The organism is Gottfriedia sp. NPDC058432 (genome assembly GCF_042721555.1).
GTDB lineage: Bacteria > Bacillota > Bacilli > Bacillales > Bacillaceae_G > Gottfriedia.
The window spans coordinates 36,914-61,672 of the sequence record NZ_JBHXLC010000005.1; the positions used below are offsets into that span (position 1 = coordinate 36,914).

The following is a 24,759-nucleotide window of genomic DNA, read 5'->3' on the forward strand; positions in this document are numbered from 1 at the left end:
ATGTTTCAAATGATTAGTTTAAAAGTTGATGTTCGATCTTAGTTGACATTCAAACTGATTAATAAACTTTTATTTCACGCTAAGTAAAGGATATTTAAATAGCTTTTTATCGTAAACTTTTTAAATGAAAAAGTTGATTGGAACGGAGGGGTGCTCGACTCCTATGGGAAATGCGGGAAGGCTGAGACCCCACAGGAACGGACGTGACGAGGAGGCTCAGGTCTCGCCCCATGGAAAGCGAGCACCCTGTAGTGGAAATCAACCTCACTCTACTCCTTTTACGAAAATATGGGTATTTATTAATGAGATTGTTCTTCAACAGCGTGAAAACCCAATCTTAATGAAAGATTGGGTTTTGCTTTTTCATTTTATCCTTCTCTTCGATCTTCTTAAAGAGAAACCTTTATCTTTTCTGTTAAATTATATGTTTCACCATTAATTTCTAATGATACTGGTGGACCATATTCCTTTGTGACTGTTATCGACTTTTGGGTAATTGTTATTTCAAGTCTTGCTCCTTGCCATAGGAATGGAAACATCATTTTATCCCAATTTGCAGGTAATTTTGGATCAATTTTTAAACGATTTATATCCATGGAGATATTTGCAAAGCCAAAGATTGCAACTAGCCAATTTGCTCCCATAGGCGCAGCATGAATTCCTTCATCTGAAGATTTTGGATTCGGTCCTAAATCGATTAAACATCCTTCTTGAAATAATTGATAAGACTCTTCTTGATAGTCGCATCTTGCAGCAACAATTGCGTGAATTGATTTACTTATTGGAGAATCATGAACAGTACGCTCTTCGTAGTATTCTATATTCTTTTTAGCGATTTCCGTTGAGAACAAATCAGGGAAAAGATAGAGCAACATGACAACATCAGCTTGTTTTAATACTTGTAGTTCATATAGTTCTTGTAGAGAATAATCTAATAGTATTTCCCGACTTGCAATGGATTGTCTATATTCCGTTAAGTCAATCTCGGGTTTACTTAAAAATGTATCATCTTGCGGAATGATATTTTCATCATTTTGGGTTGGTAAATATAATCTTTTTAAAAAATCAGTACAGTTTTGCTTTAATTCTGCATCAGGATCATTGTATTTTCCCATATAATTTAACGCATTCTGCACATTATAAAAAGCCATGTAATTCGTATAAGCATTATTATCTACTTGATCTGTATATTCATCTGGACCGATGACATTTTTAATGATTAAATCGCCATTCGTATCAGTTGTCCTGCTCACCCAAAAGCGTGCAGTTTCTTTGAGTAGCTCAAGTCCATCATTGGTCATAAAGCTTTCATCTAGCGTATTTTCATAGTATTGTACGACAGTAAACGCAATGTCAGCTACAATATGTTCACTTGATTTCGCTAAATTTGAACTATGAACGATCTCGGGTTTTGTATTATACTCTGAAGCTTTCTGTGTTTCTTCTTTTCCGGAAAAAGCACTTGCCCAAGGAAATAAAGTACCCTCATACCCTAATTGGAATGCATTTACTTTTGCTTCTTTAATATGATGATGGCGGTATCTTAGTAATCTTTTAGCAATATCTGGTTCAGTAAATAAGTGAAACGGTGCAATAAACATCTCTGTATCCCAAAATATTAAACCATTATTTCCTTCACCAGTTAATCCCCTTGCGCCTATACTTAATCGATCATCATGCCCAGGAGTCATTGCTTCAATGTGGTACAAAGAAAAATCTAGAGCTAACTGATCTGCTTGATCCTTTGAGGTTATGACAACTCTTTTTTGCTTCCAAAAATCCTGCCATTTGATTGTCGTGCTATTTCTCAAATTATCATAACCCTCTGATAAATATTTCTGTACAGTATTAACACTAGCTGCAGAAGGTTCTTCCCGTAACATATCATTAGAAGTATAAACTGAGCTAATTTTTGAAAACTCAACAGTCCGCTCAACAACGAGATCTTGTGTAATTGAGGCAAGAAGCTGATTATTTAACGCAAAATATGAAACCTCACTCTCATCAGGAGTTATACAGCATGTAGCGATCGCAATTTTATGTTTAGTCTCAGTAGTTTGATAAACACCATGCATAATTCTATCATCCAATATTCTTACTAATTCTTCTGTAAGTTCATTCTTTTGTTGACTGACACACTCCGCATTAATACCTGTTTTTATTTTAATCTTGGCATTACAATCTAAAGCTGTGACACTAATTTTTGAAGCAAGTAAATGTAAATCATCCTTTGAAACAAAACGCTGAAACAAAAAGTGGAATCGATTACCATCTTTATTTTTCCAGATTACTTCTCTTATTAATTCGCCTGACAGCATATTTAATTTTCGATCATAAAATGTAAATTGGCCAGTTGCATTCGAAAAAACATCACCATTTATTTCAATTTCCATTCCAATTAGATCTGGAAGATTCACAATCTTTGTCGTTTGACTTGGGGATAACTGATTATAGATACCAGCTATATACATCCCTCTAGTTTGTCCTTCATAGTCTTCTTCATGACAAGATCGTAAACCTAAGTAACCATTACCTAATGCCATTAAACTTGCATATTTATTAATTAATTGTTCGTCAAACTCTTTTTCAGTAATCAAATTTACTTCATTCATATAGTTAAATTCTCACCTTTATAAAAATTCATATAGTAAAAGTGTGCAATAAATCTTCTTATTTTAAACTTGATATTATAAAAATAATGGGTGATTTGTTAAAAACAGGATTAATAACAATAAAAAAAATCGTGTCACTGTTACCAACACGATTTTTTCTTTGCAGTTCTTTATTTATTTTTTTGTAAGAGTTAATTGCCAAGATACACCATATTTATCATTCACCCATACAAACTTTTCACTGAATGGATACGACTGCAAAGGCATTAATACTTCACCATCTTGACTTAATTCTTTGTATGCATTTTCAATTTCTTCATTTGTTTCACAAGTCACATATAATGAAACAGCTGGTGTAAACGTAAATTTATGTTTAACGGTACTATCAATGCACATAAATTGTTGGCCGTTTAATGTGAAAGTAGCATGTATTACTTTCCCTTCAAACTCTCCCATATCTGTTCCATAGCGTGTAATATTCACGACCTCAGAATCTTTAAATAGTGACATGTAAAAATTCATTGCTTCTTCTGCTTGTCCTTCAAACATTAAAAACGTTGTAATTTTTTGCATTTAAGTCAACTCCCTTTTTCGTTTATATTAAAAATTCATGCTTAAACAATTATGGTTTTATAGTGATTTCATTTCCTCGTTTAATTTGTTAAAAATACTGTGAAGATCCTCTTTAGAGATTGTTGAATATAAGTCTCCAATACTAATCTCGCAATAACTAACTTCCTCATTAACTGGTCTTAAGTTACCGGAAATACCAATTTTTGTTTCTTCATGAATAGATTGAAGTATGTTTTTAATCTTTTCGAGTGGAGCATTAAAATGGACATGAAACATATTAGAAACAGGAATAGTTGGTACAGTTTTGATTGCATGACAACTATTAAAAAATTCGGCTAACTCAACTGCATCGTCATAGTATTGTCCCATCTTATTTGCTCTTTGATCAAAATAATAATTTGCACTTATTATGTAAGGATAAAGACTAATTAAATCTCCTCCATGTCTTCTTTTCCAAACTTTTGATTCGGCGATAAAATCTCGGTCACCAGCAAGAATTGCTCCCGCCACTCCCCCAATGCCTTTATAAAATGACATATAAACACTATCAAATAAACTACATAATTCAGAAGCTGTCTTCTTATAGTATGGGAGAATTTCCATTAATCTAGCACCATCTAAATGCAATTTAATCCCCTTTTCACGGCAGTATGAAGAAATTGATTCTAGTGTTTCATAAGATGGTAGTTGTCCACCAATTTCTCGTTGTGGTAATTCTAGTAATAAACAAGAGATTTCCTCATCCATTGCTAAAACATCCTCTAACTCAATAACTCGACTTTTATCTGCTAGTAAAATAGGCTTTATATTATGTAGTTTTTTCAAACCATCTTCTTCATGAATTTCTAAATGTGATAAAGGATGATAAGCAACTTTATTGATTCCTTTTTGATCACACCAAATTCTTAATGCGATTTGCTGAGCCATCGTACCGCTAGGAAAAAACACTGCAGATTCCTTCCCTAAAAACTCTGCCATTTTTTCTTGAAAATCTTCAATAAAATTCCCTGCTCCATAAAGATCGCTTTCTTCACTACCATTAAAATCTTTTAGTGCATCCTTAAGTACTTGAATATTTCTAAATCCACTACCTGCTAATTGTTGGTTTGTATTTTTAAATGATTCTATAAAAGGATTAATATTATTCAAATTGAACTCTTCCTTCCGACTATTTAATTTACTTTTATCTCACTTAAAAAAATTCTCCATAATGACCAATAAATCCTTGAATCTAATAAAATTAGTAAGTTAATCGATAGACTAAAAATCTTTCATTTTGATTTTTCATATAAGCATCCGCCAGTAGGATCTCTTGTTTTAATTCGAAGGCAGTCTGGTTTTCCAAAAAATAAATATAATCATCAGAACTATAATACAAAATGATTTCCACATTTCTTTTTGATTCCTCAACTGAAATTAAAATGTTATTAATGATATTCATAAAAATTTGGATTGAAAATGGATTAAAAAAATAGAAACAATTATCTAATGGATTAATTTGATAATCTTCAGCCAAGCAGCAATAAAACAGGATTTTGTCTTCACTTGTCTTTGTTTTTTTTATGTAATTCTTTTTATTTTCAACAGCTTCATTATAATAATTTTCATTCATTTCAATTCCAACAACGGTAGCATTAAATAAGCTATTTATATAGAAATTTAATCTTCCTTTACCGCATCCGAAATCAACTATTCGATCATTGCTTGAAAGTGTGTATTGTTTAAATAGTTGTTGTAAAGCGCTATAAGGTGTTGGCTCATATCGATGATAATGAAAGGATTCATTAAATCCTTTTTGCTCACCCTCTGTTTTTATATTAAGTAGGTTATCATAATACTTATCGTCCATTTTTCCACGACCATTCGAACTAATATTTTGTAAGTATCTTTATCATACCGTTTAAGAATGACCCAGTCTAACCTAAAAAAAAGAACCGTCTTATTAAAACACGATTCTTTCCATTGAAAAATGATTTGTCAATTAAATAAGTAATGCCTTGTTGATTTCCACTACAGGATTCTCGCTTTCCATGGGGCATGAGCTGAGCCTCCTCGTACCTGCGGGGTCTTTAGCCTTCCTGCATCTCCCATAGGAGTCGAGTATCCTTTCGTTCCAATCATATTCATCTAAAAAAGTTATACTTTAAACCTATAATAAACATTCAGAGGAAATGTAATTAATATAGTTAAAACTGCAAATAGCTTTGGTAAATCAACAAATAAAAAAGTCATATCTGTAACATAAATTAGTAATTTTCAAACAAGGTCAATAATCATGAGAAATAGAGTAAAAGGATTGAAAAACCCAAAAATAAGTATCCTAAAATTGATATAAAAGAAAGGTCCCAACTTTTTATCATAAACCAACTCTATATCAATGAAGTTCACGACTTTATCAATAAAATTCACTTAGGTTACGGTATTGATTAATTTATATTTAAACACGCTTTAACTTAAACTTCTTACCCGCTCCAATATATTGTAATAATGATAGATCGTCTTCAATAATCTTCCCTATTACATTTACCTTCTCGTCACTTGGTAGATTAGTAAGCATTATTTGTAGTTCCCCCTCATATCTGCCATATAATTCGTTGTCAATTGTCACAGATCCAACTGAGCGGGTAATCGTATTTGCAGGATTTAGACTATTTTCACCAAAGCTACCGTATAGTCTAGACTCCATTGATCGAATAACGTCGCGTGCAGGATCTTCTCGGTTCGTATGAACTTGCTCTACAATGGAAAGGATTTCTTCGTCTTGTGAATATGGTTTATATCTTAATTCCATATAGTTCTTCGTCTTTGAGAGTGCTTCCATCGTTTCTATTTTTATACTAATATCGCCAACCAAAACTTTATCTACGTAACAGTTTTGGTTTAAATCTAAATAAGCCAGTAGTGGGTCTACTCCGCGATGTTTTTCTAATGTTGGTAATCCTTTAAATAATGGTCCTCTCATTTCATCGTTTCCAGGAATAAATGCCATTGTTGTAATTCCGCAGCTTTTTAACCATTTATTTTTTTCAATTAAATAAGTTGTTGCTAATCCAGTTTCTGGGCGAGGATAGAAATTATGCCAAGCCTCTACATTTTCAGTTTGTAATCCATATTTAAGTAGTTCATCTAAAAATGCAGGTGTAAGTGTACTAGCATTAAGTGCAATCTTCATTTTCTTAGAAAGATCTGCTATTTGTACTTCTTTCAGTCCGTAGTCCACTCGCAAACCAGTAACTCCCCAATTTAGTAACTCACTAACGTTTGTATAATCTAAGCCTAAATGTGTAAGTGATTTTGCTGAAATATCTGCCATAAGCTCCATTTCATTTTCCTTTGCCTCTGTACCAAGTGTTTGAAGAAGTTTTTTATAAGTTGAAGGGTCATCTTCAGGAATGTGTAATGATGTGAAAATTGAATGAAATCCATTTTTTTTTGCCATTTCGATATATTTTTTATTCTTCTCAATATTTTTTTCAGATAAATAGATTGATATACCTAGCATAGTCTCTCTCCTTCTTCCTCTATAAAAAATCCTATTTGGTTATCATTTTAAACTTTCGAAATAAAAAGTCAATAAAACATAAAGAATAAACGAAACTTAATTTCATTTAAAATTAATATTGTTCTATTGGTCTATTAATTACCTAAAATAAAAAAAGAAAGGCAACATTAAGTTACCTTTCTCGTCATTATTATTTATAAACTACAATTGATCCAACTGATTTATCAGTAGATTGACCATTAACACGTACTTTTAATCCGTAGTGTCCGATGTTACGACCAGCATCTGGTAAGAATTCATTATTGTAGTCTTTGCTATCATTAAATAAAGAGATACCTTCTTGACTTGGAGATTTAAATGCTTCTCCTGTTGCATAAGAAATGTCATAACCTGATGTCGGATTTAATCCGAATGCTGCATCCGCAACATGGAAACGAGAACTTGCTTCAGCGCCATAGTTCCATAATAAATTAGTATCATCGTGAGCATCAACAACACCTAAGAAACCATCACCTGGGTGAATACCTGTCCAGTTTTCTGTAAAGCTATCATCAACATACCATACTACTAAACCACCATCATAGCTTAATAGAGAGTTTCCACGTTTAATATGAGCTAAACCTTCGTCAGCACCTTTATGGTTACGCCATTCTAATAAGTAGTAATGATTTGCATATTTGTTTCCATCGAATTTTGAAAATCCTTTTAATGTGAATGGAGAAGTTGCATTTTCAGCACCATCATCAACAATTGTTGCACCATCTGCTACTACTTTGATATTATCTGCAAAGAATCCAATGTTTGAAGTACCCCAGTCAGTTGCAGAACGTAAACGAAGTTGAATTTTTTGACCTTTATATGCTGATAAATCAAAGCTTTGTGCTTCCCATCCATTTGATTTTCCAGTGAAACCAGGCATTGAATTTAAGATTGTTGGATATCCTTCAGCTACAACATCACTTCTAGTGTGGTTGTTACCTAATGATTTCCAAGTTGCACCATTATCAGTTGAAACTTGAACAAATGCGAAATCCCATTGTTCTTCAATATCATACCAAGCGTCAAAAGTTAATGTTGCTGAAGATTTACCAGTTAAATCTACAGAAGTAACCATGCTGTTATCCATTTCGTCTGCTTGTCCACCCCAATATTCATAAGTGCCAGCAGCCGGTTTATTGACTGGTAAAACTTTTTTCGGTAAATTCACTTGAATAGCTTGGTTGTTTTGTCCAAGTGGTGAATTTGCTTGATCTAATAAGAATTGAGTACCTTTTGTCGATACATCTTCCCAATTTACTACAGTTGGGTTAGTCCATTTTCCACCTAAAGTTGTTTGGAAATATGATTTTGCCCATGGAGAGAAACCAGTTGGCTCTGTTCCAGGAACTGTTCCTGCCCAAGAACCAGCTGACATGATTGACCAATATTCAACAGCTTCACCAGCACCAGAGTAAATTGTATCGTACTCATCTGGTAATCCTAAATCATGACCATATTCGTGTGCAAATACACCAGTTGCACCGTCTTCAGGCATCATTGTATAGTCATAGAATCCAGGTAACCCTTTACCAAGTCCATCTGGATCAACTAATTTAGCAGAACGGTGAGACCAAATTGCGTTGTCTCCTTGTGCTCCACCGCCAGCTTCTTGTCCCATACCTGAGTGGATGATTTGAAGGTGATCAACTAAACCATCTGGCTCCCAGTAGTTACCGTCTCCATCTAAATCATGTGGATCTTCTAAATCGTAATCCTGTAAAGGAACTCCTGCAGCTTTTGCAGCAGCATAAGCATCAATTACTAATTGTTTTGATCCACCTGGTGATACGTTATCATGTCCAGTCTTAGAATCTTGACCATAAAATGCTGCAGTTCCTGGTACTTTTAACCATCCATATGCTTTACCATCAACTGTATAAGTTCCACCAGATTGTTGTTCATAATATTGTTTTTGTGAAAGGAAAGTTTCTCCGTTTGGACCTTTCACACCATTTTTACCAAAAATCATATCTTCATAGTGTTGTTGAGTAAAATCTGGGTACCAGTTGTCTGTTTCTTCCTTCTTAATTTTGTTATGAGGAAGATCAGAATACTCTACCATTAATGTTAAAAGTTTACCCTTCTTTTGAACACCTGGAGAAGCTGATTCTTTAACTGGATCTGGAGTACCCTTTAATTGACCATTTTTCTTACCGTTTCCGTGCAATAGGCCATTATTAAAATCTTTAAATTCACTATGTTTAGCAGCATCAGCTTTTTTTACTTTGCTAGCAATTGGATCTTTTCCTGTTACTAGATCCGCTTGGCCTTTAACCTCTAAATAATTTTGTAACGCAGCTTGTTTCTCAGCTTTAGAAGCAGTTGCAGAAATGACTCCGCGTTTAACTAATGCCTCTAATAACTTTTCGTCATTAACTAATGATAAATCTAAAGTACTTTTTGAATGCTTAGCTAATGCACTATGTACTTTACTTAAGCTTTCAGATGATGCTGTTTTTAATGGAATACCAGAAAATAAAGTTCCGGCAACCATTACTGATGCAAAACTAGTTACAACAAACTTGTTCAAAATAAATCCCCCTTTAATAAATTTCAAAGTACATTTTAATAATATTCTAAAAATTCTTATGATTATAGAGGGTTTTTTTCATCAAATACTAACAATTTTCACATTATTTTTACAAAAAATTTACTTTACTACATAAAAACGTGACGAAATTCGTCAGTTTTTTTAACTTGCTTTTTGGCGAATCCTGTCTTTAGTCTTATTTTTTTCTTTCAATCTAGTTTTTAAAATTAGCACTTTAGCATTATTAAAATTTCATTAAAATTAAAATTTAAATTGTAAACCATGTAATTGTAACTAATTATTAAACTCCCCGCTTCATTTTTTGACATTTTCTTCCTTTTTCACTTAAGAAAAAAGAAGATAAGTCAAAAATTTACTTTTGCTCATCTTCCTCATAAATTTTGCTTATCTTCTTAATTTGCCCGCTTCTTCACTATACTCCTGAAGCCTACTAGATACTTTGTTACCGATTCGGTTAAAGCATATGACATATAAAGAATCGATTATATTTTGTTGTGCCATTTTAGAAGCTATACTTCCAATTCTTATATCTTGTTCCATATCCGGTGTACAAAGCTTGATATCGGCTTCTTTAAATAATGGAGACTTGCCAAGCTTAGTAATCGCAATGATCGTTGCTCCCTTTTTCTTAGCAAAACGAGCAAGCTCTAATACATCCTTTGTTTTCCCTGAATTAGAAACGGCAACAAAAATATCGCCTTCTTCCATATGCCCTACTAAAGTGATGACCATATGGAAGTCAGGAGACATAATGGCATGATAGCCAATTTTCCCAAATTTATAGGCTCCGTCCATAGCTGATACAGCTGAACCGCCTACTCCATAAAATATAATCTTCTTAGCTTTTACAATTTCATCTGTTGCTTTTTCTAACTCTCTTTTATCTAAAGTTGATACCGTAGCTTCAATAGCGGCTTTATTTACATACGTTACTTTATTAAATAAATCATACGGTGTGTCTTTCTTATCCATTACCGAAAAATCATTAATATTCATTTCAGCTACAGTCAAATCTCGAACTAATGCTATTTTAAAGGCTTTAAAACTACCGATTCCTATTGTTTTACAAAATCTAACAACACTTGCTTCACTAGCTCCAGTATTGTTAGAAATATCTTTAGTCGTTAAGTTTGGTACAATTTCAGCATGCTCCATTATATATACAGCGATTTTCTTTTCGGCTTGCGTAAATCGATCCATATAATTTTCAATTTTTGATAAGATTGTTAAATGTTTCATTTACTAAACACCTTTCTGCTAAAAAACATACAAATTACTAATATTCTCTATTATGAACCAAATGTTTAGAAAATCATATAAATAACCAAATTAAAGTTGTTTTTTTAGTTCTTTCTACATTTAAAATCTTGGTAAATATAAAAAGTGTAGGAAAATATATTCCCTACACTTTTCAGAGTGATTTTATAATTTATTTGTTCAGGAAGATCATCCTTTATCAGATTTGGATAGCGCTTTTTTAGGTACTCTACCTGTGCTTTTAAGTAGTATCTATCTTCTTCTCCTGATTTAAATTTTGTTGGTCTACCTTTAAGTGGATTTGTAGCACTACCTCGTACATCAAATGATTCGCCATATTTCCACTTCTTCATCCAAACTTTAAGTTGAGTGCAATGTCAAATTCCTAGTTCTTCCGCTAACACCCGTTAACTTTGGCAAACATCACTCATCACTCCTTTTAATTTAAATTCTTCTGTATAACTTTTAAACTGTTGACCCTTTTTAGCCATATAAAAATCCCCTCTAAGTCACATTCATTTCTCCATGTTACCATGGAGTTTTTTTCGAATGTCTACCTAAAGGGGATAATATCAATCTCTGAGAGAAATCATGTGTTTTTCTTTATTTATAACCTTTTAGTCAATCTTTCTTTTTTTTCCTATATTTTTAATTAAAAAATATAGTACTACAATAAATAAAATAGTAATAATTGTTCCAGGTACTCCAAAACTACTTCCCATCAATTAACCCTCCTAAGGATTTACAGTAAAAGTCCCAGCTGCATGATTTACTGTTACTTCACACCATGTGCTTGCGTAAACTACAACAGCCGTATATTTTTTTGTAGCATTCAAAGTAGTATTTTTCCCACTTGTTGAAAGAGTCCCGTCATACACCTTGCCAACGCCTTTACTACCTACAATGCCATAAGCATTATGATACACAACTGTTTTAATAGAATTTACTTTAGTTGCTCCTGCTGTTGTTTGTGTTTTTACGTTTGCTCCAAAACTTTGATTTATAAAATTATTAATATCTTGAGATACATTACCACTAACTTTTACCGTAACACCGTTTACAGTTTTAGATTTACTTGCTGGAAAAGAAGCATAAGGTGTTATTTTTTGTACTCCTTGTTTTTCCGCAAACATTTCAATAAAAACTTGATCTTCTAAATCAAAAGGTTCTCCGATATCATATTCTTTATCAATTTTTGAAAATCTTTCTATTTTCTGTTCTTCAGTTAAGTTTAAAAAAGTACTTTTAATATTTTCTTTTTGTTCATTAATACCTTGATTTTGAGTAGTGGTGTCTGTTTCTTCTGCAGATACCCGAGAAATGAAACTAAAAACCAGTAGTACTGATAAAATAGAATATAAAATTTTTTTCATATAAAAATCTCCTCACTTTCTATGTCAAAACTAACATAAAAACAGAGAAATTTTTCCAATAATTGTTACAAATTAGGGAACTATTGCACTCATCTATTTTGGTACTGAAATAGCTCAATCGATAACATGGACATCTTTTAATTTTAAAGCGATCGTTACTATCCACCGATCAGCATTGGGAACCATTTCAGTGCCTTCTAGCTTGCAAGAAAAAAATCTCACGTGAATGGATTCATTGCTTTTTTTGCTAATTACAGGGCAGTGAGAAAATTTCCTAACCGTTTAACACAACTTCTTTCTGCGTACCAACTATTTCTTTTTCTATAAATGAATCCTAATAATTTTTTTATGGAAACATAGCAATCCTTTTTTTGATAAATGATAAATTTTACTTTTTTCTAAATTCTTAAGATCTTCCTCAATAACGACCTCTTTAATCCATTCTTCACGTTCAATGTGTTATTCCACATCAATCATATTCTCATAAAATTTACGATTTTTTGCGAGGTCTAAGTTCTCTTGGTAGTAGTACATAAAAAACCCCCTTTATAATAATTTTCCGACAAAGGGTATTTTTTCTAAAATAATATGCTTAGTTCTATTGACTAAGTTATATTTCAACACCCTGAAAAGTGTAGGAAATTATATTCCCTACACTTTTACTTTTTGATTATTTATTGTTGTACAGTAATTGTTTGTGGACTTACTGATACTTTAAATCCATCTTTACTAGATACATCCGCCGATATTGTATACGTACCATTTGGAACAGTTGCTTCTGGGGTCCAATTCAAGTGAATTTCATTTTTGTTTTGTACATCTAGTGAATCAATTACATTTCCGTTAGCATCTTTAATATAAATTTTCCAATTTACATTATTATTTGCAAATCCATTGATTCCTGCTGGCGTTTTACTATTTACATTTTTATTTGGATATACACTGAAGTAGCTAACAAGCATTCCTTCATTAATATAAGAAGGATCCCCCCAAACTGTATAACTTTGGTTTAGAGCATAGTCTACTCCTAATACTACGACACTCTTTGGCTCTTCTTTTACTAGAGTAGATGTTGCACCTTCAGGTAATGACTTATACTTACCGTTATACCAAATGACCGCACCATTATAACCACTTCCAACATCATCCGCTTTGAACGAGATTTCGTATTGGCCATCTTTAGGTGTTACTTTTATATCCGTAACAACTGGAGCAATTGAGTCAACATGCAATGGAAGTTTTACAATTTGTGGCTTCGCACCTTTATAATCAAGCGTTGTTTTGATTACATAGTTATAAACGCCATCCTTCACAACTTGTCCATTTTGATCTTTTAAATCCCAACCATATCCAGTATTCAAATAGTCTCTGTAAGACATAATGTTTTTACGGAATTTCCATGGCTTACCAGTATATTCACTAAAATCACCTAAATATTGGAGTAATTCACCTTTATCATTTTCTACGTACATTTCTGTTTTAGCTAAGTTACGAAGCACTGTAAATGATGGGTATACTTCTTTCAATGGAGTATTAGGTGACATTACAATTCGATCCATATTAAAACTTCCTGTTCTTGGATCATATCCTAATGGGAATACCCCTTCTGCTCCTATTTCATCATTCCAAAGTGTAGTATAACCTAAGAATGCATCTTTCTCATATGCTGCTGGATCAATGTTTTTTGGTTGATCCCATTTGCCATTATACCCCATGTAAGGAACTGATAACGGTACTGCTGAATCGCTATTTCTTCCTGAAGGAACTAGACGTACATATCCCTCAACAAATGAACCATCTTTTAAGCTTGATGGAAGTTGAATCTGAACATCAAGATTTTTTTCTTGTCCCGGTTTAATTTTTAATGTCTTTCCTTCTGTGCTTGTTACTTTTTCACCGTTTACAGTTGCCGTAGCCCCTTGGATACGCTCACTTTTTAATGTTAAATATTCTTTTGAATCTAATTTCCCATCATTGTCTAAGTCAAATTCTTTTGTTTCTCTACCATCTGTATATACATCTACATACACTTGATACTCTAAATCTTTTACATTCAGATTTTGAAGAGCTTCTGCATTTAATTTGAAGTGAATATTATTATTAACTTCTTTTAGTGCAACTGCTCCAGCTTGTTCAAGCGGAGTTTTCTCTCTTGTCACAAGTACAGGCGTTTTAATTGCATTTTGAATTTGCATTAAACCAGATCCTTGAATACGTGGAGAATACGGTACTTCATTATTCGTACTAGGATCTTGTACTAATTTAGAAGTGTTCATTAAAGCAATTTTCGCTTTTAACGCTGTACTCTCTGAATGTTTTAATCCTTTTTCATAAAGTGATTGTAAAACTAATGCTGAACCACCAGCAACATGTGGTGATGCCATTGATGTACCGCTCATAACCTCATAGCCATTACCTGGTACAGTTGAGTAAATATTTCCTCCTGGTGCAGATATTTCTGGTTTAAAGTCTAATGTATGTGGAGCTCCGTATGAAGAAAAATATGACATCGTATTCTGATCTGGGTTATCAACATATACCCCTTTAGACGGTTTCATTTTTACAACATAACCACTTTTTAACTTAGAAATTAATGCATTGCCAATCGCTTTACTTGTTGTAGCTGCTTCTACATTAAAATAAGGACTCCAATATACTAATGGATAGTCAACATCTGAATTAGCTGGAACAAGAATGATTGCTTTTGCGTTCTTTTTCTTCGCTTCAGATTGAATATAATTGTAAGTAGCATACCTTTCATTTGGTTTTGCTACAACGATCTTTCCTGTTAAGTCTGGAAGATTTTTAAAGTCGGCAGTTTTACCTTCTCCAACATATACCATTTCATATGATTCTAATGGTGATAATACTTTTGATAGATTAAAGTTATATTGTGATTGGTCTTGGTATGGAAGCTGTATTCCATTTTCCTCTTTTAGCGTATTCATATGTATATTTGAATTTTCATATGAAGCCACAGATATCGCAAAAGGACTTACACCTGGTTCCCCAACTGTACCAATATCCGGATTTTCAGCATATGGTTTTAAAGAAGATTGCAGCAAATTATTTTGCGTACTATAAGCAGAGTTTCCACCTGCTACAACGACAAGCGTACCTTGCTCAGTCGCTTCACGGATCACCTTTTGAATCGGATCATCCACTTCACTAACAAATCCTGAATCAGTTCCTAAACTCATATTAATGACATCTGCTCCCATTGTTACCGCATGCTCAATCCCTGCAATGATGTCATCTTCATATGCACCATTTGCTGTATCAGAGAATACTTTTTCTGCTAGTAATTGTACACCTGGAGCAATACCTGCAACCCCATCATTTGAATCATCACCGTTTGCACCAACTGTACCAGCTACGTGCATACCGTGTTCATTTCCTGCTCCATGTGGAATGACATCTGTATCATGATCCGCCCAGTCATATCCAGTTGGAACTTTGTCACTATACCAAACGTCTCCTACACTTGTTTCAGCAAGTTTACTTTTAATGTTTTCTTGATTCCATTTTTCTTTTGCTTTTCCTTTTTCAGTGATTGTCATGTCTTTATGCGTATAGTCGATACCTGTATCGACTACGCCTACTAACAATCCTTCACCCTGATATCCGTAACTTTCCCATACTTTTTGAGCTTGTACTAATTCTTTACTTGCTCCCATTGTTGGTTGGAACTTTCTTGCAATATGTACATTCGTTACGCCTTCTGTTTGTTGAATTTCTTTTAAGTTACGATATTCTGTCTCTAAACTAAAACCATTAAAGCCTTCATAAAAGCGTTGATTTATTTTTGGTACAGATCTTGTTTTTGAAATCTTTGAGATGACTTGATCTTGCTTTTCTTTAAAACGTGCTTTTTTAGTTTGAGTAGAATCATCAGAAGTTGTTGGTTGCTCTACCTCAACGATTACACGTACTTTTTCATTTGGTTTATAAGCATGAGCATCATTTAAATCTTTATAGCCAAATGGGTCTACAGCTTTTTCCCCAGTTTGTTTTTGTTCTTCAGCAAAAATCTTTTGACCCTGCTTTGCAATCTCATCTAAACTTGGAGCTGGCACCTGATTTTCATTTGTTCCTTCAGCAAATCCAGTTGATGTAAATAACATTGAAGCTAAAGTTGTCGTTGCAAGGACTTTGTAAGGAAAGCTTTTTCTCTTTTTCATCTCTAATCTCCTCTACAGTAAACTTTAATGTTCTGAATCTATTAAAATAAAAATAGATTCAAGCCAAACTGATTTAAATAATTGCTAATGCCTTATTAAGAAACTTGATACTATATTAATTTTAATTACGTTACCCCTATAATCATATTGGGTTATTCAATCAGACTTTTGGCATATTCAATTTGGAGAGAACTGAAAGAGTTCAAGTAGAAAAAAAGTGGATTTTGACATATTCAGTCGAGGATGTTCGAAAAAAGTTTATTAACTCGGGAAAATTGCAATAATTAGGTTGAGACATTTTGGGGTTAAGTTAGTCTGTATTAGACAAAAGAAGCATTTAGACATTTTCAACCGACGTCTATTATTTTTTAAATAGGTAAAAATACTGCATTAATAGAAGTCAGAATAATCTGTCTTCACTACATTTACGACAAGTTTCTACTTATTTTTCACCTGAACATTGGTAGGGTTGGTGAGTTAATCTAATATGGAGCATTTTTTGAAAAAAATTGTTATTAGCTTAACAATGAAGTTGATTGCTATTTTAATTGTTGCCTCTTTTAATTCCCCCCTGGGATTAATACAATTTCCCTTCTTAATTAAAACTCCACTATTATTTCTTCCCATTTCATAATAAAGTCAGAATTTTCCATACAATTAACAAATATTAGTTTGTTAAATTACCTTTTTTTGGATAGAATGGATTTGTAGGCTTTTAAAAGTCTTGAATACATAACATTAGGAGTGAAAAAAATGCCAATCGATGTTTATTTAAATTTTAATGGTAATACACGTGAAGCAGTTGAATTCTATGCGGCTGTATTTAACACTGAAACACCAAAAATTATGACTTTCGGTGAAGCACCCCCAAATCCAGAATACCCACTACCTGAAGAAGCGAAAAATTTAGTTATGCATACTAGACTGAACATTAGCGGCAGCAACGTTATGTTCTCTGATACTTTCCCTAATTTCCCTTTTAACCAAGGAAATAATATTTCTTTATCTTTTTTAAGTGAGGACTTAGAAGAACTTAGAACTGTCTTTTCTAAATTAAGTGATGGCGGTAAAGTAGAAATGGAACTTCAAGAAACTTTTTGGAGTAAAGCTTATGGTAGCCTAACAGATAAGTTCGGCATTCATTGGATGTTTAATCACGGTACTGGTGAATTTTAATTTATAAATAAAAAAGGAAATGAATCCTTCATTAATAGGGTTCATTTCCTTTTTTTACAGATCACTACTACATTTCCTCATTTAAGGTAACTCTCATCTTTCTCCTCATTCTATATTTCTTTTCAATCAGAATATTTACTATATAATAAGGTATAATTCTAGTTCTCTAAAAGTAGGTGGAATTTTATGCAAATACTATTAAAACGGTTATCACAAAATAGAGAAAAACTTAGCCAGCTAGAAAAACAAGTATTGGATTATATTTTACAAAATACGGATTATATTACGAAGGTGAATCTTGATGAATTATCAAAAGAGCTTTATGTATCTACAGCAACAATTAGTAGAACATGCCAGCAATTAGGCTTTCGTGGTTTTCAAGATTTAAAATATACTCTTTCAATGGAAACAAATAAGATTCAAAGTCCAGTTTCTTCTACTTCCTATCTACTTAATACTCATATTGAGAGAATGAAAGAAGAAATGGAAAAAACATTGGAATATATTGATGAAGAAAAGATTAAGCTAGCTGCTAAATATCTAAACGAAAGTACACATGTTGAAATATTCGGAGTTGGTAATTCACTTCCCGCTTGTGTCGACGCTTCTAGAAAACTCATGTTTGCTGGTAAGTTATGTAATGCGCGAACTGATTGGGACGAGCTACGTAGTGCAGCAAATAGTTTAACAGAAAATGATTTGGCCATACTAGTTTCATATAGTGGGGAGACTCTACATATGTTAGAATTTGCCCATATTTTAAAGAATAGGCACGTTAAAACGATTGCCATAACTGGAAACCACTCGAATCGTTTACAAAAAGAAGTAAATTTATCTCTTCAAGCTTATATTACAAACACGTACTTTGGTGAGCTTGATATGACTTCAAGGTTTCCGTTAAGTATGGTATTAGATTTTATTATTATTGCTTATTTAAACGAAATGAAAATATGTTAGTACATTAAAGAGACAGAAGTAGTCTATTACTAGACCACCACTGACTCTTTTTATTTATGAATTTATTAATCTATTTAAAGTAAGCAATATACAAAAAATGTACACGCTTACATAAACGCCTCAAACGGTTGTTAAACAATTTTGCCGTGAGTATTCTTAAGACATAATAAAAAACGAAGGAGCTAAAAGCATGGCAAAGAAGAAGTCCGTTAAATCACAACTTTGGGAATTTTTTCAAGGGCTAGGTAAGACCTTTATGGTGCCCGTAGCATTACTAGCTTTTATGGGGCTTATATTAGGAATCGGAAGCTCATTTACTAGTCCAACAACAATCGAGACATTCCCATTTTTAGGAAATTCTGTACTCCAAGTTATTTTTAGCTTTATGTCCACTATTGGTGGATTTGCATTTTCATACTTACCCGTTTTATTTGCAATGGCAATTCCGTTTGGACTTGTACGATATGAAAAAGGTGTCGCTGCTTTCTCGGGATTTGTTGGTTACGTCATCATGCACTTATCAATTAATTTTTATTTAACAGAAACAAATCAATTAGTAGCGGCAGATAAAATGCGTCAAGCCGGTCAAGGTATGGTTATGGGCATTCAAACAATTGAAATGGGCGTATTAGGCGGAATCATCGCCGGTATAATTGTCTATTTATTACACAACCGCTTTTATAGTATTAAACTTCCAGATGCATTTGCATTTTTTGGTGGTGCTCGCTTTGTTCCAATCATAACGACACTTGCATTATCAGTAGTTGGGATCATTATTCCGATGATCTGGCCAGTTTTTGCAATTGCGATTACAGGAATCGGAAGTATAATTCAAAAATCTGGCGTTTTCGGACCATTTTTATTCGGTGCCGGTGAGCGTTTACTACTACCATTTGGTCTTCACCATATTTTAGTTGCAATGATTCGATTCACAGAAGCCGGTGGTACTGAAGTCGTTAACGGTCAAACGGTTTCAGGAGCTCTAAATATTTTCTATGCACAATTAAAAGCCGGTGCTCCGATCAGTCCATCAGCGACAGCTTTCTTATCTCAAGGAAAAATGCCAACATTCATGTTTGGTTTACCTGCAGTAGCACTTGCAATTTATCATACTGCCCGTCCAGAAAATCGCAATAAAATTAAAGGACTATTAATCTCTGGTGTTATTGCAACTTTTGTAACCGGTATCACTGAACCAATCGAATTCTTATTCTTGTTCATTTCTCCACCTCTATATTTCATCCACGTTATTTTAACGGGACTAGGTTTTATGGTAATGGCTTTATTACACTTAACAATTGGTAACACAGACGGTGGAATATTAGACTTCATTATCTTTGGTGTTTTACAAGGAGTTAAAACAAAATGGTATCTCGTACCTGTAGTAGGAGCAATATGGTTTGCCGTATACTATTCAGTTTTCAGATATGCAATTTTAAAATTTAATTTAAAAACTCCTGGTAGAGAAGAAGTAACTGAGGATCAACAAAGTGAGGAACCAGTGGTTAAAGGTACAAATACTCAAGCTTTAAAAATTCTTACTGCTTTAGGTGGGAAAGAGAATATTCAATCACTAGATAACTGCATTACAAGATTAAGACTTGTTGTAGATAATATGAATATTGTTAATGAAAAAGTTTTAAAAGATTGTGGCGCACTTGGTGTCGTGAAATTAGACGAACACAATTTACAAGTTGTTATTGGACCACAAGTTGGTATTCTTAAAACACAATTAGAAAAATTATCATCTTAAATAAATTGGGGTTGTACGAAATGAAATACAAATTTGATCAGATAGTTGATCGGACCGGTACTTATTGTACACAGTGGGACTATATTGAAGATCGATTTGGAGTGCCAGATCTACTACCATTCTCGATTTCAGATACTGACTTTCAAAGTCCCGATGATATAGTACATGCGTTAGAAAAGCGAATGAAACACGGTATATTTGGCTATACGCGATGGAATCATGCTGAATTTAAAGAAGCAATTATAGATTGGTTTCGCAATCGATTCTCTTGTGAAATAAAAGAAGATTGGATTGTTTATAGTCCAAGTGTCATTTATTCGATTTCAAAACTAATCGAATACTTGACAAATGTTGGTGATCACGTCGTTATCCAAACTCCGGCTTATGATGCTTTCTTTAAAGTCATTCAAGATAACAATCGTTTCATTTCTGACAATCAATTAATCTACGAAAATGGCAAGTACCGAATCAACTTTGAAGATTTAGAACAAAAACTATCTCACGAGCGTGCCAAGGTCCTTCTACTATGTAGTCCGCATAATCCAACAGGACGTGTTTGGACAAAGCATGAACTCGAAATAATTGTTGGCTTATGTAATAAATATAATGTATTTATTATTTCAGATGAAATTCATATGGATATTGTACATGATCCTTATTCCCATAGTCCGATTATAAACTCTAGCAGTGACTTGAGAAATGTGTGTATATGCACTTCCGCGAGTAAAACGTTTAACACTCCCGGACTAGGCGGATCATATATAATTTTACCTAATGAAACGATAAAACAATCTTTTCTTCTATCATTGAAAAATCGAGATGGCCTTTCATCCGCAAGTATTTTTGGGACGTTAGCGACAATTGAAGCCTACAAAACTTGTGAAGAGTGGGTTGATGAATTGACCGAATATATTCATGATAATTTAAAAACAGTAGAAGATTTTATTAACGAACATCTTCCGAATCTTAAATTTACAGTGCCAGAATCAACATACCTTGCATGGATTGATATTACAGGGCTGCCTTTTTCTAGCGAACAATTGCAACATGCACTTGTTCATCATGCGAAAGTAGCCATCATGCCTGGAGAGACATATGGTGAGGCTGGAAAAGGATTTATCCGCATGAATATCGGCTGTCCAAAGTCTAAGATTATTGAGGGATTAAATCGGCTAAAAAATGCAATAGATTACTTAGAAACTAAGAAATAGTTAATTTAATAAACCTCTAAAAGTAGAAGATCAAAAAACTACTTTTAGAGGTTTATTCATTTGAAGAATATAGTTAAAGATTGCTTATTCAAATTTGTAAACAAGTAGTTATTAATTAGTGAAGTAACATATATTCTATTAAATCGCTTTTTTTAGAATATAAATTGGGGAAGTGTTAGAATGAAGTCCACTAAAGCTGTTAAGCTCTCATCAAACTGGTATGTCTTACTGTCATTTGCTGTACTTGCTGGTATTAGTCAAATGCTTTGGTTAAATTTTGCACCTCTAATTTCATATTTAAAATCACATTACGAAGTTTCTGAGTCAGATATTAATTGGTTATTAATTGTATTTCCATTAATCTATATTTTATTTTCAATTCACTCAGGTAAGGTAATTGACCGAGCTGGATATCGATTTAGTATTTTACTAGGTGGCATTTTCATGTCCGTTTTTTCTACTATTAGAATTTTCGATTCAAGCTTCTCATTTTTGCTAATTGGTCAAATAGGAATTGCGATTGGCCAGCCTTATATTTTAAATGCAATATCAAGTTTAGTAGTTGACTGGTTTCCTAAAAATAAACAAGCAACAGCCACTGGCATTGGCACAGTTGGTATGTTCATCGGTATGGCAGTAGCCTTAGCAGGGACGCCGCTTCTTGTAGATCATTTTGGATTCCAACCAACATTAATCATCATGGCAATTTTAACAATTTTTGCAACACTCCTCTTCTTCTTCATCGGTCACCATAACTCAAAATTAAAACGAAATTCTAGTACTTCAGGAAGTTTTAGCACTACATTTAAATTATTGAAAAACAAGAATCTTTTACTATTAAACATCGTTTCTTTTTTAGGTTTAGGAGTCTTTAATGGATTAACATCCTGGCTTGAACAAATCTTAAAACCGTACGGAATTTCATCAGAACAAGCCGGAATTGTAGGTGGCACTTTAATAATAGGCGGTATTATTGGTTCAATTGTGATCCCGGTGTTTTCAGATAAAGTTGGTAAAAGAAAGCCCTTTTTATTAGTCACGATTATCGGCTCACTTCTATTAATCTATCCTGTTTGTACTTCAGGTAATTTTGCTTTTCTAATTGTAATAGGTAGCGTCCTTGGATTCATATTTTTACCAGCCTTTGCTTTGCTGCTGTCAGCTACGGAAGAGCTAGTTGGTGAAAAAGTTTCCGGTGAAGCAACAGGACTACTTTTGATGGCAGGGAATTTAGGTGCTGTAATTGTCATTGGGGTGATGCAGCTAATTAAAGGCGAGCAGTCAACGTGGATTCATTCAGTTTATTTCGTGCTAATTTTAATGCTGATTGGTTTTTTCCTTATGATTTTATTTAAGGAAAGTGCTTGTATTGTAGTGGATAACAAGAAAAATAATAACGAATATAAGTAAAAAAAGCATTGGAATTTATAAATTCCAATGCTTTTTTTAAAGTTATGATTTAAATTCAATTTCCTCCAAATATAAACCACCAGGATCCGCAAGATTACTCACTTGAGCACGATCCTTTAATTCAATTATTTTCGATATATTTTCAGCGTGTAATCTACCTGCTCCAACTTCAATTAGTGTCCCAACGATTTTCCTAACCATATTGTAAAGGAAACCATTTCCTCTTATTCTTATTTGGATAAATCCGTCTTTCTCTTCGAAATCAATTGAATAAATTTCTCGTACCATTGATTTCTTCTTAGATTTTGCATTTGAGAATGCTGTAAAATCGTGTTCGCCTAAAAAGTACTCGGCTGCAGCCTTCATTTTTTTAAGATCTAGTTTCTCTTCTACATGCATACTGTATTTGCGCATAAATGGGTTCGTATATTCTTCATTCCAAATTTTATAGATGTACGTTTTAGCACTAGTATTATATCTTGAATGGAAACGGTCAGATTCAATTGAAACTTCCTTTATACTAATATCTTTAGGTAAATAACGATTTAAATAACTTTTAATTTCTATTTCAGGCATGTTCTCTTTTATTTTAAAATTAGCAACCTGTTCAAATGCATGTACACCTGCATCCGTTCGACTACTTCCAATAATTTCAATTTCTCTTCCTACCATTTCTGATATTACATTCTCGATTTTACCTTGAATTGTATTTTCACCATTACCAAGCCTTTGCCAGCCTTTATATCGGCCCCCATCATATTGAATGACTAATTTATAATTGTTCATCTCTTGCTCCTTATCTAACACTATGTATGTACTATATTTCCTCTTACGTTAAGATTTTAAAGTACTGATCTTTTTGTAATTCCTGCTCTTAACACTTTACCACTTTTTTATTACATATCCTATTTTTAGCCCATTCTAGATAAGTTCATAACTTTTTTCCTTTTTCACAAACTACTTTTAGTAGAAATGAGGCATTTTACATTATACTAATAGTAACAATTGTGATAGGAGTTTGCCATGGTACTTGATGAGTTGGCATTAAAGATCATTAATGAAGTTAGAAAGTTAATACAAGAGGATATCATTATTATTAATACAGATGGCATCATTATAGCAAGTACAGACCCAGCACGAACTGGTACATTTCATGAAGGCTCATTAATTGCAATTAATGAAAGAAAAACGCTTACGATCACATCAGACGATGAAAATCGTTTAAATGGTGTAAAGGCTGGAATTAATCTTCCTATTTATTTTCAAAATGAAATAGTTGGAGTAATTGGAATCACAGGAAATCCCGAGCAAATTTCCCCTTTTGGAGAAATGCTTCGTAGGATGACAGAATTATTAATTAGAGAAAACTATTATACTGATCAAATTGATTTGCAACAAAGAACTTTAGAAGCATTTGTATTTGATTGGATTCAAGATATTGAGTGGGATGATTATTTTTATGAACGTTCTACTATGCTAACTATTGATTTAAATTATATTAGGCAGGTTATTATTTTTGAATGGGAAAATACCAATATGGTCCCAATCGATACAAGGCAACTAATAAATGATTTAGCGAATCGAAATAAAGATGACGTATTTGTTCGTTGGGGCAATAATCGAATTGTATTTTTGATGAAAATTGATGATATGAATAAAGATATTCATCAACTACAAAGAATACATGATCTATATGAGATTATAAAAAGTCGATTAAACTCACCCATTGCTGCAGGCGTTGGGCAACAAATCACTCCAAAACAATTACATAAATCATATCATCAAGCGGCTCGCGCATTAAAAGTAGCATTAAAAACAAGTTCAATTATTTTTGATGAAGATTTAACAATTGATCTAATTCTGCAGGAACTTTCGCAAGAGATTAAGAAAACATTTATAGAACGGACTATTGCACCTATATTAAGTGAAGAGGATTTATTTATTACAATTAAAGAATATATAAATCAAAATCAATCCCTTAAAAATACCGCACAATCCTTACATATTCATATCAACACACTTCTATATCGCCTAGGTAAAATTACTGAATTAACGAAATTGAATCCGAAAGATATCCAAGATTTAGTTAAATTGTATATCGGAACATACCTACTAGATGATTCTACAAAAAAACACCGTTAATTGGTGTTTTTTCTGTATGTTC

Annotated in this window: 16 protein-coding genes; 6 read left to right on the forward strand and 10 right to left on the reverse strand. The window is 33.1% G+C overall.

Annotation, left to right across the window (positions count from 1 at the left end; genetic code table 11):
• Positions 1-389: 389 nt before the first annotated feature.
• The 9 genes from ACFWM3_RS07165 to ACFWM3_RS07205 all read right to left on the reverse strand — a co-directional run bounded on the left by ACFWM3_RS07165 (position 390) and on the right by ACFWM3_RS07205 (position 16,088).
• Positions 390-2,612 carry a glycoside hydrolase family 65 protein gene (locus tag ACFWM3_RS07165; protein ID WP_390310863.1) on the reverse strand — a complete coding sequence of 741 codons (2,223 nt, stop codon included), beginning with the start codon at positions 2,610-2,612 and terminating at the stop codon, positions 390-392.
• Between the two features lie 174 nt (positions 2,613-2,786).
• Positions 2,787-3,185, reverse strand: coding sequence for a VOC family protein (locus ACFWM3_RS07170; protein ID WP_390310864.1), 399 nt, complete (start codon positions 3,183-3,185; stop codon positions 2,787-2,789).
• Positions 3,186-3,242: 57 nt separating this feature from the next.
• The gene (locus ACFWM3_RS07175) at positions 3,243-4,334 is read right to left on the reverse strand and encodes a threonine aldolase family protein (protein ID WP_390310865.1); all 1,092 of its coding nucleotides are present in this window, start codon (positions 4,332-4,334) and stop codon (positions 3,243-3,245) included.
• A 91-nt stretch (positions 4,335-4,425) separates the two neighbouring features.
• A complete protein-coding gene (locus ACFWM3_RS07180; protein WP_390310866.1) occupies positions 4,426-5,034 on the reverse strand; it encodes a methyltransferase domain-containing protein in 609 nt (202 codons plus the stop codon).
• Between the two features lie 588 nt (positions 5,035-5,622).
• A complete protein-coding gene (locus ACFWM3_RS07185; protein ID WP_390310867.1) occupies positions 5,623-6,687 on the reverse strand; it encodes a DUF871 domain-containing protein in 1,065 nt (354 codons plus the stop codon).
• Between the two features lie 190 nt (positions 6,688-6,877).
• Positions 6,878-9,256, reverse strand: coding sequence for an immune inhibitor A domain-containing protein (locus tag ACFWM3_RS07190; protein WP_390310868.1), 2,379 nt, complete (start codon positions 9,254-9,256; stop codon positions 6,878-6,880).
• Positions 9,257-9,661: 405 nt separating this feature from the next.
• Positions 9,662-10,516: a MurR/RpiR family transcriptional regulator gene (locus tag ACFWM3_RS07195; protein ID WP_335474824.1), complete on the reverse strand. Its 855-nt coding sequence runs from the start codon at positions 10,514-10,516 to the stop codon at positions 9,662-9,664.
• Between the two features lie 752 nt (positions 10,517-11,268).
• Positions 11,269-11,907, reverse strand: coding sequence for a hypothetical protein (locus tag ACFWM3_RS07200; protein ID WP_390310869.1), 639 nt, complete (start codon positions 11,905-11,907; stop codon positions 11,269-11,271).
• A 674-nt stretch (positions 11,908-12,581) separates the two neighbouring features.
• Positions 12,582-16,088 carry a S8 family serine peptidase gene (locus ACFWM3_RS07205; RefSeq protein ID WP_390310870.1) on the reverse strand — a complete coding sequence of 1,169 codons (3,507 nt, stop codon included), beginning with the start codon at positions 16,086-16,088 and terminating at the stop codon, positions 12,582-12,584.
• Positions 16,089-16,841: 753 nt separating this feature from the next.
• On the opposite strand from ACFWM3_RS07205, the gene ACFWM3_RS07210 reads away from it, so the two are divergent.
• The 5 genes from ACFWM3_RS07210 (at position 16,842) to ACFWM3_RS07230 (ending at position 22,595) form a co-directional block, all read left to right on the forward strand.
• Complete coding sequence (locus tag ACFWM3_RS07210) at positions 16,842-17,264, forward strand: VOC family protein (protein ID WP_390310871.1); 423 nt, start codon at positions 16,842-16,844, stop codon at positions 17,262-17,264.
• Positions 17,265-17,450: 186 nt separating this feature from the next.
• Positions 17,451-18,221, forward strand: a complete 771-nt coding sequence (locus tag ACFWM3_RS07215) for a MurR/RpiR family transcriptional regulator (RefSeq protein ID WP_390310872.1) — start codon at positions 17,451-17,453, stop codon at positions 18,219-18,221.
• Positions 18,222-18,411: 190 nt separating this feature from the next.
• On the forward strand, positions 18,412-19,974 hold the full coding sequence (malX, locus tag ACFWM3_RS07220) for a maltose/glucose-specific PTS transporter subunit IIBC (RefSeq protein WP_390310873.1): 1,563 nt from the start codon (positions 18,412-18,414) through the stop codon (positions 19,972-19,974).
• Positions 19,975-19,994: 20 nt separating this feature from the next.
• Entirely contained in the window at positions 19,995-21,185 is a 1,191-nt protein-coding gene (locus ACFWM3_RS07225; protein ID WP_390310874.1) for a MalY/PatB family protein, read from the forward strand.
• A gap of 180 nt (positions 21,186-21,365) precedes the next feature.
• Complete coding sequence (locus ACFWM3_RS07230) at positions 21,366-22,595, forward strand: MFS transporter (RefSeq protein ID WP_390310875.1); 1,230 nt, start codon at positions 21,366-21,368, stop codon at positions 22,593-22,595.
• 42 nt (positions 22,596-22,637) lie between these two features.
• Here ACFWM3_RS07230 and truA read toward each other — a convergent pair whose 3' ends face one another.
• The gene (gene truA, locus ACFWM3_RS07235) at positions 22,638-23,381 is read right to left on the reverse strand and encodes a tRNA pseudouridine(38-40) synthase TruA (protein WP_390310876.1); all 744 of its coding nucleotides are present in this window, start codon (positions 23,379-23,381) and stop codon (positions 22,638-22,640) included.
• Between the two features lie 237 nt (positions 23,382-23,618).
• On the opposite strand from truA, the gene ACFWM3_RS07240 reads away from it, so the two are divergent.
• The gene (locus ACFWM3_RS07240) at positions 23,619-24,737 is read left to right on the forward strand and encodes a CdaR family transcriptional regulator (protein WP_390310877.1); all 1,119 of its coding nucleotides are present in this window, start codon (positions 23,619-23,621) and stop codon (positions 24,735-24,737) included.
• Positions 24,738-24,759 lie beyond the last annotated feature (22 nt).

Bases quoted from the DNA above. Each gene is read 5' to 3' on its own strand.
- ACFWM3_RS07240 (WP_390310877.1), top strand. From the start codon at position 23,619: ATGGTACTTGATGAGTTGGCATTAAAGATCATTAATGAAGTTAGAAAG.
- truA (WP_390310876.1), bottom strand. From the start codon at position 23,381: ATGAACAATTATAAATTAGTCATTCAATATGATGGGGGCCGATATAAA.
- ACFWM3_RS07225 (WP_390310874.1), top strand. From the start codon at position 19,995: ATGAAATACAAATTTGATCAGATAGTTGATCGGACCGGTACTTATTGT.
- ACFWM3_RS07200 (WP_390310869.1), bottom strand. From the start codon at position 11,907: ATGAAAAAAATTTTATATTCTATTTTATCAGTACTACTGGTTTTTAGT.
- ACFWM3_RS07215 (WP_390310872.1), top strand. From the start codon at position 17,451: ATGCAAATACTATTAAAACGGTTATCACAAAATAGAGAAAAACTTAGC.
- malX (WP_390310873.1), top strand. From the start codon at position 18,412: ATGGCAAAGAAGAAGTCCGTTAAATCACAACTTTGGGAATTTTTTCAA.
- ACFWM3_RS07195 (WP_335474824.1), bottom strand. From the start codon at position 10,516: ATGAAACATTTAACAATCTTATCAAAAATTGAAAATTATATGGATCGA.
- ACFWM3_RS07180 (WP_390310866.1), bottom strand. From the start codon at position 5,034: ATGGACGATAAGTATTATGATAACCTACTTAATATAAAAACAGAGGGT.
- ACFWM3_RS07165 (WP_390310863.1), bottom strand. From the start codon at position 2,612: ATGAATGAAGTAAATTTGATTACTGAAAAAGAGTTTGACGAACAATTA.
- ACFWM3_RS07185 (WP_390310867.1), bottom strand. From the start codon at position 6,687: ATGCTAGGTATATCAATCTATTTATCTGAAAAAAATATTGAGAAGAAT.
- ACFWM3_RS07205 (WP_390310870.1), bottom strand. From the start codon at position 16,088: ATGAAAAAGAGAAAAAGCTTTCCTTACAAAGTCCTTGCAACGACAACT.
- ACFWM3_RS07230 (WP_390310875.1), top strand. From the start codon at position 21,366: ATGAAGTCCACTAAAGCTGTTAAGCTCTCATCAAACTGGTATGTCTTA.
- ACFWM3_RS07170 (WP_390310864.1), bottom strand. From the start codon at position 3,185: ATGCAAAAAATTACAACGTTTTTAATGTTTGAAGGACAAGCAGAAGAA.
- ACFWM3_RS07210 (WP_390310871.1), top strand. From the start codon at position 16,842: ATGCCAATCGATGTTTATTTAAATTTTAATGGTAATACACGTGAAGCA.